This window comes from Dryocola clanedunensis, assembly GCF_038405435.1.
In the GTDB taxonomy this organism is placed as follows: Bacteria; Pseudomonadota; Gammaproteobacteria; order Enterobacterales; family Enterobacteriaceae; genus Dryocola; species Dryocola clanedunensis_A.
Genome location: NZ_JBBYHZ010000017.1, coordinates 17,773 through 28,351 on the forward strand (window position 1 = coordinate 17,773; position 10,579 = coordinate 28,351).

Annotated in this window: 8 protein-coding genes; 4 read left to right on the forward strand and 4 right to left on the reverse strand. The window is 58.7% G+C overall.

The window, feature by feature from the left end; all coding sequences use genetic code 11:
• Positions 1-2: 2 nt before the first annotated feature.
• The 3 genes from lolE to lolC are packed head-to-tail and all read right to left on the reverse strand — an operon-like array spanning position 3 to position 3,143.
• Entirely contained in the window at positions 3-1,247 is a 1,245-nt protein-coding gene (gene lolE, locus AAE045_RS21960) for an ABC transporter permease (protein WP_455427793.1), read from the reverse strand.
• A complete protein-coding gene (gene lolD, locus AAE045_RS21965) occupies positions 1,247-1,951 on the reverse strand; it encodes a lipoprotein-releasing ABC transporter ATP-binding protein LolD (RefSeq protein ID WP_202307326.1) in 705 nt (234 codons plus the stop codon). The genes lolE and lolD overlap by 1 nt, the downstream gene beginning before the upstream one ends.
• On the reverse strand, positions 1,944-3,143 hold the full coding sequence (gene lolC / locus AAE045_RS21970; protein WP_455549506.1) for a lipoprotein-releasing ABC transporter permease subunit LolC: 1,200 nt from the start codon (positions 3,141-3,143) through the stop codon (positions 1,944-1,946). The genes lolD and lolC overlap by 8 nt, the downstream gene beginning before the upstream one ends.
• 311 nt (positions 3,144-3,454) lie before the next feature.
• On the opposite strand from lolC, the gene AAE045_RS21975 reads away from it, so the two are divergent.
• From AAE045_RS21975 to ldtC, 3 genes are all read left to right on the forward strand, one after another.
• Entirely contained in the window at positions 3,455-4,510 is a 1,056-nt protein-coding gene (locus AAE045_RS21975; protein ID WP_455549507.1) for an acyltransferase family protein, read from the forward strand.
• A gap of 104 nt (positions 4,511-4,614) precedes the next feature.
• On the forward strand, positions 4,615-8,061 hold the full coding sequence (gene mfd / locus AAE045_RS21980) for a transcription-repair coupling factor (RefSeq protein ID WP_455549508.1): 3,447 nt from the start codon (positions 4,615-4,617) through the stop codon (positions 8,059-8,061).
• 149 nt (positions 8,062-8,210) lie between these two features.
• Complete coding sequence (gene ldtC, locus AAE045_RS21985; RefSeq protein WP_455549509.1) at positions 8,211-9,179, forward strand: L,D-transpeptidase LdtC; 969 nt, start codon at positions 8,211-8,213, stop codon at positions 9,177-9,179.
• Between the two features lie 90 nt (positions 9,180-9,269).
• Here ldtC and bhsA read toward each other — a convergent pair whose 3' ends face one another.
• Positions 9,270-9,527: a multiple stress resistance protein BhsA gene (bhsA, locus tag AAE045_RS21990; protein WP_455549510.1), complete on the reverse strand. Its 258-nt coding sequence runs from the start codon at positions 9,525-9,527 to the stop codon at positions 9,270-9,272.
• A gap of 246 nt (positions 9,528-9,773) precedes the next feature.
• Between bhsA and AAE045_RS21995 the strand changes: the two genes are divergently transcribed.
• Positions 9,774-10,406: a TetR/AcrR family transcriptional regulator gene (locus AAE045_RS21995; RefSeq protein WP_455549511.1), complete on the forward strand. Its 633-nt coding sequence runs from the start codon at positions 9,774-9,776 to the stop codon at positions 10,404-10,406.
• The last annotated feature ends 173 nt before the right edge of the window (positions 10,407-10,579 follow it).

Sequence of the window (10,579 nt, forward strand, 5' to 3'; positions counted from 1 at the left end):
ATTTATTGCCCACTTAATACCCGAGCCGGATCGATTCTGCTGGCACGTCTGGCCGGATACCAGCTGGCGAGCAGGCTCAGCAGCAGCGCGGTGACCAGCACGTAGAACACGTCGAGCCAGTGCAGCTCCGACGGCAGGAAATCGATAAAGTAGATGTCGCCGGACAGGAAACGGTGCCCGATCACCTTCTGAATAAAGTTGATGATGTTGGTCAGCTGCCAGGAGGCGAGCACGCCGACAATCACGCCGCTGACGCTGCCGAACAGCCCGGCCAGCAGGCCGTACCAGACGAAAATGGCGCGGATCAGGCCGTCTTTTGCGCCCAGGGTACGCAGCACGGCGATATCGCTGCTCTTGTCCTTCACCGCCATCACCAGCGTGGAGACGATGTTGAAGCAGGCCACGCCGATCACCAGCACCATCGCCAGATACATAATGGCGCGGATCATCTGGATGTCGCGGTACATGTAGCCGTAGGTGCCAATCCAGCTTTTGATATAGACGTAAGCGTTGGTGACTTCGCCCGCGTCGCGCACCAGCTTGTTGGCGTTAAAGACGTCATTCACCTTGATGGCGATGCCGGTGACACTGTCACCCATGTCTAAATAGCCCTGCGCGTCGGCCATCGGCACCATCGCGAAGCTGTGATCCAGCTGGCCGCTGAGGGCTAAAATGCCCGCCACGTGCAGACGCACGCGCTTCGGCTGCAGCAGCTTGGTGCCGCCGTCGCTGTTCGGGATCATGATGGACAGCCAGTCGCCCTGCTTCACCTTCAGCGCGTCGGCAACGCCCTTACCGATGATGATCTGCTGCTGGCCCGCTTTGAAATCTTTCCAGGCGTTGTTCTGCACGTACTGCGGCAGCGCGCTGAGGTGCGCTTCCTGCTGCGGATCGACGCCTTTCACCTGGATTGCGCGCAGGTTCGCCCCGCTCTCTACCAGGCCGGTAAAGTTGATATAAGGTGCTGCGGCAACAATGCCTTTTACCTTCTCAACGCGCTGCAGCACGCCGTTCCAGTCTTTGAACGGCTGGTTGACCGGCTCGATTTCACCGTGCGGGACAACCGCCAGGATACGGTTGTTCAGCTCGCGCTCGAAGCCGTTCATGGCGCTCAGGCCGACAATCAAAACCGCCACGCCCAGCGCGATGCCGACCGTGGAGATAACGGAAATCAGCGAAACCATGCCGCTGCGGCGGCGCCCGCGGCTAAAACGTAAACCAATCAGCAGGGAGAGCGGCGAAGCCATCAATCAGCCCCCATCAGGGTTAATTCTTGCGTCAGACGCCCGTCGCGCATCTCCAGCTGGCGGGACATGCGCTTAGCCAGCTGCAGATCGTGCGTGACGACGAGAAACGCGGTGCCCTGGCGAACGTTCAGCTCGCCGAGCAGCTCGAAGATGCTGTCCGCGTTGCGGGCGTCCAGGTTACCGGTTGGCTCATCCGCCAGCACCAGGCGCGGGTTGTTCACCAGCGCTCGGGCAATCGCCACGCGCTGGCGCTCGCCGCCGGACAGCTCCGAAGGACGGTGGCTGCTGCGGTGAGCAAGGCCCACGGCTTTCAGCATGTCCAGCGCGCGCTGCTTAGTTTCATCGGTGTTCTTTTTGCCGATCAGCAGCGGCATGGCGACGTTTTCCATCGCCGTGAAGTCCGGCAGCAGATGGTGGAACTGATAGATAAAGCCCAGCTCGCGGTTGCGCAGCTCGGCTTTGGCGGACGAAGACAGGGTGCTCATCGGCTGGCCGTTGAAAATCACGTCGCCGGAGGTTGGCGTATCCAGCCCGCCCAGCAGGTGTAATAAGGTACTTTTGCCGGAGCCGGAGCTGCCGACGATCGCCATCAGCTCGCCCGCGTTGATGCTGAAGCTGACATCGTGCAGCACATCCGTTTGCACTTTGCCTTCCTGATAGCGTTTGCACAGGTTGTCACACTGCAGCAGGACAGAATTACTCATAACGTAAAGCCTCGGCGGGTTGTGTCGCGGCGGCGCGCCACGACGGGTAAAGCGTGGATAACAGCGCGACGGCCATTGCCACGATGGCAATCACAATCACCTGTACAGGTTCGATGGCGACCGGCAGGGTTGCGCCGTCCAGCAGCGCGCCGATTATCGGCATCAGATTATTCAGCTGGCTGGCAAGCAGCGCGCCCAGCAGCGCCCCGAGCAGCGCGCCGATCACCCCGGCGCTGGCCCCCTGCACCATAAACACCGCCATGATCTGCCGCCGCGTCAGGCCCTGGGTCTGGAGGATGGCGACTTCGCCCTGCTTCTCCATCACCAGCAGGCCCAGCGAGGTAATAATGTTAAAGGCGGCCACCGCCACGATCAGGCTCAGCAGCAGCCCCATCATGTTCTTTTCCATGCGCACGGCCTGGAACAGCTCGCCCTTGCGTTCGCGCCAGTCCTTCCATTCCGTGCCCTGCGGCAGCTTCTGCTGGCTGAGCTCATCCACCTTCAGCGGCCGATCGAGCCACAGACGCCAGCCGGTAATATTCCCCAGCGGGTAGCGCATCAGGCGCGAGGCGTCCTGCTGGTTCACCAGCATCTGGTAGCCGTCCACTTCGCTGTTGGCGGCAAAGGTGCCAATAACGTTAAACAGGCGCTGGCTCGGCACGCGGCCCATCGGCGTGAACTGGCTGGCGGACGGCACCATAATGCGGATGCTGTCGCCACGCTTAATGCCGAGCTGGCCCGCAAGCTGCTCGCCCAGAATGACGTTGTATTTCCCCGCCTCGAGGTCGGTTTGCTTCACGTTGACCAGGTACGGGGAAAGGGGATCTTTTTCCTGCGGCTGAATGCCGAGCATCACGCCCACCGCCACGCTGCGCGCGCTTTGCAGCACTACGTCACCGGTGGTAACCGGCGCGATGCGGTTAACGCCCTGTAGTTTGAGGCTTGCAGCGGGAAGTTTTTCAGGATTGATGGAGCCGGTCGGCGAGGTGATCAGCGCCTGCGGCATCAGGCCCAGAATATTATTCTGCAGCTCGCGCTCGAAGCCGTTCATCACGGAAAGTACCGTCACCAGGGCCATCACGCCGAGCGTAATACCGATGGTGGACAGCCAGGAGACAAAGCGACCGAAGCGGTCGGATGCCCGCCCGCGCATGTAGCGCAGGCCTATAAATAACGCGACAGGTTGATACATGAAATCCGTCTTGTTGCAGTGGCGAAAGCAAAGTTGGCGAGAAGTATATAAGCGATACCCTATCAAGTAAATGAATTATAAAGTGTTTTTGATGTTTCAGAACAACGGAAAAATCAATTGAATCAAACTCATAACGCTTTGTTTTTACGACTTTGTTACGGACAATTGCGCCCGTTTAACGCTCGTCACCCTGCGGAATATCCTAAAGCCGTCGGCCTCTTTCCAAAAACAGATAAATCGAATTTTAATGCCTTCCCCCGTCCGCCAGCCTTAACGGCCACAATCAGTAAAAGAGAGACGCTGTTTCCGGCATGAAAAATAAACAACTTTGGATCAATCACATCAAGGGGCTGTGCATTTGCCTGGTGGTTATTTATCACTCGGTCATCACCTTCTATCCCCATCTGACGTCCCTGCCCGTTGGGCTAAACCTCTATATCGCCAAGAGCTGGACCTACCTGAACCTGTACCTCGCGCCGTTCCGTATGCCGGTGTTCTTTTTCATTTCCGGCTATCTGATCCACCGCTATGTAGAGGAGGTGAAGTGGCGGGCGTGCATTGATAAGCGCATCTGGAATATTTTTTATGTTCTGGTCCTGTGGGGCGTTCTGCAGTGGCTGGGGATCACGCTTATCAATCAGTGGCTCGCGCCGGACCTGGTGCGCAACCCGGCTTCAAACGCGGCCTATGCCGACTCCGTAATGCAGTTTATCGCCAGCATGGCAAAAGCCAGCACCAGCCTGTGGTATCTGTACGCGCTGGTCGTTTATTTCGTGTTCTTCAAAGCGCTGCGCGCCTGGAAGGTGCCGGTGCTGATTGCCCTGCTGGGCATCAACGTGGTCATCAGCTTTATGCCGCTGCCGTGGTGGGGGATGAACAGCGTGGTGCGTAATATGTGTTATTACGGGCTGGGCGCGTGGTTCGGCCCGCAGCTGATGACCTGGATGAAAAACTTCAGCTTCCGCCAGCATCCGCTGATTTGCGCGCTGGTGGCCGTCGGTTCGCTGGCGCTCTACCTGGTCAACGTTCCGCTGGTGATTTCAGTGGTGTCGATTTTCGCGATCATGAAGATTTTCTATACGCTGGATAGCTGGCGTGAGAGCAGCGCCGATGCGTTTCTGAACGTTGTCGGCTCCAACACCATTGCGATTTACACCACGCACCGCATCGTCATCGAAGCGCTGAGCCTGTTTATGATTGCGCAGATTAACGCGGGTGAACTGTCCGATAAGCTGGTGATGGCTATACTGCTGGTTTATCCGTTCGCGAGCCTGGCGATTTGTACGCTGATCGGGCTGGGGTTCAGAAAGCTCTCCAGCGGCCTGTTCAGCGATATGTTCTTCTCGCCGCCGGCTAAGCTTGCCTGACGCTTTCAGGTGGGTTGCTTTGCCAAAGCGATCGCGGATAATAATAACTATCTGAAGTTTATGGTCCGCGACGCGCCTGCAACCCGAGAGATTCTGACATCCTGATGGCTGAACAATATCGTTATTCCTTACCTGTAAAAGCAGGCGACCAGCGCCTGCTTGGTGAACTCACCGGCTCCGCCTGCGCAACCGAGGTGGCCGAAATCGTTGAGCGACACGGCGGCCCGGTGGTGTTAATCGCCCCCGATATGCAAAACGCCCTGCGCCTGCACGACGAAATCAGCCAGTTTACCGACAGCCTGGTGATGAACCTGGCAGACTGGGAAACGCTGCCTTACGACAGCTTCTCGCCGCACCAGGAAATCATCTCGTCGCGCCTCTCCACGCTTTATCAGCTGCCGACCATGAAGCGCGGCGTGCTGATCCTGCCGGTGAACACCCTGATGCAGCGCGTCTGTCCGCACAGCTATCTGCACGGCCACGCGCTGGTGATGAAAAAAGGCCAGCAGCTGTCGCGGGACAATCTGCGCAGCCAGCTTGAGCAGGCGGGCTACCGCAGCGTGGATCAGGTGATGGAGCACGGCGAGTTTGCCACCCGTGGCGCGCTGTTAGATCTCTATCCCATGGGCAGCGACCAGCCCTACCGCATCGACTTTTTCGACGATGAAATCGACAGCCTGCGGGTGTTCGACGTCGACACCCAGCGCACGCTCGAAGAGGTCGAGGCGATTAATTTACTGCCCGCCCACGAGTTCCCGACGGATAAAAACGCCATCGAGCTGTTCCGCAGCCAGTGGCGCGATACCTTCGAGGTAAAACGCGACGCCGAGCATATCTACCAGCAGGTGAGCAAAGGCACCCTGCCCGCCGGGATCGAATACTGGCAGCCGCTGTTCTTCAGCGAGCCGCTGCCGCCGCTATTCAGCTACTTCCCGAAAAACACCCTGCTGGTGAACACCGGCGACCTGGAAAGCAGCGCCGAACGTTTCTGGCTGGACGCCAACGCCCGTTTCGAAAACCGAGGCGTAGACCCGATGCGCCCTCTTCTGCCGCCGGAAAGCCTGTGGCTGCGGGTCGACGAGCTGTTCAGCGAGCTGAAAACCTGGCCGCGCATCCAGCTGAAAACCGAAAACCTTGCCGACAAGGCTGCCAATACCAATCTGGGCTATCAGGCGCTGCCGGACCTGTCCGTGCAGGCGCAGAACAAATCGCCGCTGGATAACCTGCGTAAATTCCTTGAATCCTTCGCCGGGCCGGTGGTGTTCTCCGTGGAGAGCGAAGGCCGCCGCGAGGCGCTGGGCGAGCTGCTGTCGCGCATTAAAGTCGCGCCGAAACGCATTCACCGTCTGGATGAGGCCGAGGGCCAGGGCCGCTTCCTGATGCTGGGCTCCAGCGAGCACGGCTTCATTGATACCCTGCGTAATCGCGCGCTAATCTGCGAAAGCGATCTGCTGGGCGAACGCGTCAGCCGCCGCCGTCAGGACAGCCGCCGCACCATCAACCCGGACACCCTGATCCGCAACCTGGCGGAGCTGCATATCGGCCAGCCGGTTGTGCATCTCGAGCACGGCGTCGGGCGCTATGCTGGCCTGACAACGCTTGAAGCGGGCGGCATCACGGCGGAATACCTGATGCTGACCTACGCGGGCGACGCGAAGCTTTATGTTCCCGTCTCCTCCCTGCATCTGATCAGCCGTTACTCCGGCGGCGCAGAAGAGAGCGCCCCGCTGCACAAGCTGGGCAGCGATGCCTGGTCACGCGCCCGCCAGAAAGCCGCGGAGAAAGTCCGCGACGTGGCGGCGGAGCTGCTGGATATCTACGCCCAGCGCGCGGCAAAACAGGGCTTCGCCTTCAAGCATGACAAAGAGCAGTACCAGCTGTTCTGCGACACCTTCCCGTTTGAAACCACCCCGGACCAGGCCCAGGCCATCAACGCCGTGCTGAGCGATATGTGCCAGCCGCTGGCGATGGATCGCCTGGTGTGCGGCGACGTGGGCTTCGGTAAAACGGAAGTGGCGATGCGCGCCGCATTCCTGGCCGTGGAAAACCACAAGCAGGTCGCCGTGCTGGTGCCAACTACCCTGCTGGCCCAGCAGCATCTCGACAACTTCCAGGACCGCTTCGCCAACTGGCCGGTGCGCGTGGAGATGCTTTCGCGCTTCCGCAGCGCCAAAGAGCAGACGCAGATCCTCCAGGAAGCCAGCGAAGGCAAAATCGATATTCTGATCGGCACCCACAAGCTGCTGCAGAACGACGTGAAGATGAAGGATCTTGGCCTGCTGATCGTCGACGAAGAGCACCGCTTCGGCGTGCGTCATAAAGAGCGCATTAAAGCGATGCGCGCGGACGTGGATATCCTGACGCTCACCGCAACGCCAATCCCGCGTACGCTGAACATGGCGATGAGCGGTATGCGCGACCTGTCGATTATTGCTACTCCTCCGGCGCGCCGTCTGGCGGTGAAAACCTTCGTGCGCCAGTACGACGAGCTGGTAGTGCGTGAGGCAATCCTGCGTGAAGTGCTGCGCGGCGGGCAGGTTTACTATCTCTATAACGACGTGGAAAACATCCAGAAGGCGGCGGACCGCCTGTCGGCGCTGGTGCCGGAAGCGCGCGTTGCCATCGGCCACGGCCAGATGCGCGAGCGAGAGCTGGAACGCGTGATGAACGACTTCCACCACCAGCGCTTCAACGTGCTGGTCTGCACCACGATTATTGAGACGGGCATCGATATTCCGACCGCCAACACCATTATCATCGAGCGGGCCGACCACTTCGGCCTTGCCCAGCTGCACCAGCTGCGCGGCCGCGTCGGGCGTTCGCACCACCAGGCCTACGCGTGGCTGCTAACGCCGCATCCGAAAGCGATGACCGGCGACGCGCAAAAACGCCTTGAGGCTATCGCCTCGCTGGAAGATCTGGGCGCGGGCTTTGCGCTGGCCACCCACGACCTGGAAATTCGCGGCGCGGGCGAGCTGCTGGGCGAGGGCCAGAGCGGATCGATGGAAACTATCGGCTTTACGCTGTATATGGAGCTGCTGGAAAACGCGGTGGACGCGCTGAAAGAGGGCCGCGAACCGTCGCTGGAGGATTTGACCAGCAGCCAGACGGAAGTCGAGTTAAGAATGCCCGCCCTGCTGCCGGAAGATTTTATCCCGGACGTCAACACGCGCCTGTCGTTCTACAAGCGTATTGCCAGCGCGAAGAACGGCCACGACCTGGACGAGCTTAAGGTGGAGCTTATCGACCGCTTCGGCCTGCTGCCGGATGCCGCCCGCAACCTGCTGGATATCGCCGCCCTTCGCCAACAGGCGCAGAAGCTGGGCGTGCGTAAAATTGAAGGCAACGAGAAAGGCGGCGTGATTGAGTTTGCCGAGAAGAACCATGTCGATCCGGTGTGGCTGATTGGCCTGCTGCAAAAGCAGCCGCAGCACTACCGCCTGGACGGGCCAACGCGGCTGAAATTCTTCCAGGATCTTGCCGACCGCAAGGCGCGCATGGGCTGGGTGCAAAACTTTATGGCCCAGCTTGCGGAGAACGCCGCCGCGTAATCCAGTCAACGCCTCGTCGCCCGACGAGGCGTTGCTTTCTGAAACATTTACACATTCTTTGCAATCCGCCAGGGTTTCCCGACTCTCCCGCCACGCATAATTACCGATTAACTTTCAGTTACCTTAACCTTAAGAAAAATGAGGTTTTTATGCGGTCTTTGCGACTCTTTTCCCCTGCACGCTGGCTGGCCTCGGTGCTGCTGGTCGCCGCCTCCGTGGCGGCCTTCCAGGCCAGCGCCAACTCTTATCCCCTGCCCCCTGAGGGCAGCCGCCTGATCGGTCAGAATATGTTCCATGAGGTGGCCGACGACGGCGGCTCCCTTGAGGCTATTGCGAAAAAATACAACGTGGGCTTCCTGGCCCTGCTGCAGGCAAACCCGGGGGTCGATCCCTACGTGCCCCGCGCCGGAAGCGTTCTGACTATTCCAGGCCAGATGCTGCTGCCGGACGCACCGCGTGAAGGGCTGGTGCTGAACCTTGCAGAGCTGCGCGTTTACTATTATCCGGCGGGCAAAAATAGCGTCACCGTTTACCCTATCGGCATTGGTCAGCTGGGCGGCGATACGCTGACGCCGACCATGGTGACGCGCGTCAGCGACAAACGGGCTAATCCTACCTGGACGCCTACCGCCAATATCCGCGCCCGCTACCTGGCTAACGGCATCAAGCTGCCAGCGGTAGTACCCGCCGGGCCGGATAACCCGATGGGCCACCACGCAATTCGCCTGGCGGCCTACGGCGGGGTTTACCTGCTGCACGGGACTAACGCCGATTTCGGCATCGGCATGCGCGTCAGCTCCGGCTGTATCCGCCTGCGTGACGACGACATTAAAGCGCTCTACAGGGAGATGCCGGTGGGCACGCCGGTGCGCATCATCAACACGCCGATAAAAGTCTCCGTGGAGCCTGACGGGCGTCGCCTGGTTGAAGTTCACCAGCCGCTGTCAAAAGCGATTGAGGACGATCCGAAGGTGCTGCCGATTGTGCTCAGCGAGCAGATGAAGCAGTTCCAGGGCGCGCCGGAGACGGATGCGCAGGTCATGGAGCAGGCCATACGGCACCGTTCAGGAATGCCGGTCGAAGTGAACAGCCATCAGGACGTGGCCGACACCATTTAAGTTTTGTTTCGCGCAATGCAAAAAGCCCTGTCTTTAGACAGGGCTTTTTTGTGGCATGGCATCTGAGGGTAAGCGCGTTGAGGGTTACGCTTATTTGTAGATAACAGCCGTGCCGTGCAGGGTGTTCGGGCCGGTCACGGACGTAATGCGGAATGATTTAGCGCCCATTTCGTCGGCTTTGGCGGCCAGCTGGTCTTCCAGTGAGCCCAGGTTGGTCCCGGCGTTAGCGCTGATGGTACCCACTTTCTGCTGGTCAGCAGGAGTCGCCTGAACTTCTACGGCGGCGAAGCTTGCGAATGAGATTGAACTTAGCAGTGCTGCAGCGATGAGTGTTTTTACGTTTTTCATGATTTATGCCTTCTACAGGTGATTTGTATTGCCGTTAACTTATTTTGTTAACGATCGATAGGTAAAGCATAAACGTGATCTGGGTCACACGTCAACATTATTTTATAATGACCGTTAACTAATTTGTAAAAGCATTATTTTTCATTACCATAGGATTTATTTATTTCTGTGAAGATGGCGCTGGCTACCTGCGGCGATCCTTTTTATAATGATCGTTCACTAAACAGACAAAGGTTCAACGGCATCATGTCTACCGACACAAGCGTTATTAAAAAAAGCCGTGGCCGACCGAAGGTGTTCGACAGGGAAGCCGCACTGGATAAGGCCATGTCTCTGTTCTGGCAGCACGGCTATGAGGCCACCTCGATGGCCCATCTTGTCGAAGCAACGGGCGCAAAAGCGCCGACGCTGTACGCAGAATTTACCAATAAAGAAGGATTGTTCCGCGCGGTGCTGGATCGCTACATCGCCCGCTTCGCGGAGAAACACGAGGCCTGCCTGTTCTGCGAAGAGCGCAGCGTAGAGGAAGCTCTGGAAGATTATCTCTCTACGGTGGCGAAGCGCTTTACCGATAAAGACACGCCGTCGGGCTGCTTTATCATCTGTACCTCTTCGGTGCTCGCCGCCTCTTCAGAAGATATTGCCGACACCATCAAAGCGCGCCACGCCATGCAGGAAGAGACGCTGGTGCGATTCCTGGAACAGCGGCAGGAGAAAGGCGAAATCCCGGCGGAAAGCAACGCGCGCGCGCTGGCGAAATACCTGTGCTGTATCATTCAGGGGATGTCGGTCAGCGCACGAGAAAACGCAGGCTACGAAGATTTGCTCAGCATCGTGCAGACTACAATGCGGCTTTGGCCGGAGTTGAAGAAAGCGTGAGTGGTTTGTCGGATGGCGCTGGCACTTATCCGACCTACGAAACCATGAACCCGTAATGGTTTGTCGGATGCCGCTGACGCTTATCCGACTTACGAAGTTGTAGGGTGGATAAGCGCCAGGGTACAAACCGGGCACATGGGTAACACTTTAGACCGGCCACATGGGTAACAGTT

Coding starts and splice junctions, on each gene's coding strand:
- lolE (WP_455427793.1), bottom strand. CDS start 1,247: ATGGCTTCGCCGCTCTCCCTGCTGATTGGTTTACGTTTTAGCCGCGGG.
- lolD (WP_202307326.1), bottom strand. CDS start 1,951: ATGAGTAATTCTGTCCTGCTGCAGTGTGACAACCTGTGCAAACGCTAT.
- lolC (WP_455549506.1), bottom strand. CDS start 3,143: ATGTATCAACCTGTCGCGTTATTTATAGGCCTGCGCTACATGCGCGGG.
- AAE045_RS21975 (WP_455549507.1), top strand. CDS start 3,455: ATGAAAAATAAACAACTTTGGATCAATCACATCAAGGGGCTGTGCATT.
- mfd (WP_455549508.1), top strand. CDS start 4,615: ATGGCTGAACAATATCGTTATTCCTTACCTGTAAAAGCAGGCGACCAG.
- ldtC (WP_455549509.1), top strand. CDS start 8,211: ATGCGGTCTTTGCGACTCTTTTCCCCTGCACGCTGGCTGGCCTCGGTG.
- bhsA (WP_455549510.1), bottom strand. CDS start 9,527: ATGAAAAACGTAAAAACACTCATCGCTGCAGCACTGCTAAGTTCAATC.
- AAE045_RS21995 (WP_455549511.1), top strand. CDS start 9,774: ATGTCTACCGACACAAGCGTTATTAAAAAAAGCCGTGGCCGACCGAAG.